Raw genomic sequence first — 743 nt, 5'->3', positions numbered from 1 at the left:
ACCGGGTCGGTCAGCACGTGCGGGTACCGAAAACCGCCGAACTCGTCGCCGCCCACCTACGCCGCCAGATCGTCCGCGGCGAACTCCACGAAAACGACGCCCTACCCCCCGAAGCCGTCCTCATGGAACAGTTCGGCGTCTCCCGCCCCACCCTGCGCGAAGCCTTCCGCGTCCTGGAATCCGAAGCCCTCATCAGCGTCCGCCGCGGCGCCCACGGCGGCGCCCGCGTCCACACCCCCAACGGCGACGTCGCCGCCCGCTACACCGCCCTCGTCCTCGAACACCAACACACCACCCTCGCCGACATCCACACCGCCCACACCCACCTCGAACCCACCGCCATCCGCCTACTCGCCACCACCGCCACCGACACCCACCTCACCCACCTCACCCACCACCTCACCACCACCGACCACACCCTGGCCGCCACCAACCCCAACCCCACCGACATCCACCACCAACACCTCGCCTTCCACACCCTCCTGCTCACCACCCCCGCCAACCACACCCTCACCATGATCACCAACATGATCCGGCACATCCTCGACGCCACCACCGACACCCCCACCCCCGACCTCACCACCCTCCACCACCAACACACCACCCACCACCAACTCCTCACCCACCTCACCAACCACGACCCCGACGCCGCCGAAACCCTCTGGCGCCACCACCTCACCACCACCCCCCACACCCCCCACCAACCCACCACCCCCCTCGACCTCCTCAGCGACTAACCACCC

The 743-nt window shown here is 68.8% G+C and carries 1 protein-coding gene; it reads left to right on the top strand.

All coding sequences use genetic code 11. From position 1 onward, the window contains the following. Window positions 1-737 (top strand): FadR/GntR family transcriptional regulator (locus MXD58_RS26120; RefSeq protein ID WP_250610398.1); only part of this gene is annotated, 737 nt, incomplete at its 5' end. Window positions 738-743: the final 6 nt, after the last annotated feature.

This window comes from Frankia sp. AgKG'84/4, from assembly GCF_023242965.2.
Lineage (GTDB): Bacteria > Actinomycetota > Actinomycetes > Frankiales > Frankiaceae > Frankia.
Note: the sequence above shows the minus strand (reverse complement) of the source record. Positions and strands in the feature narration are given on the sequence as shown.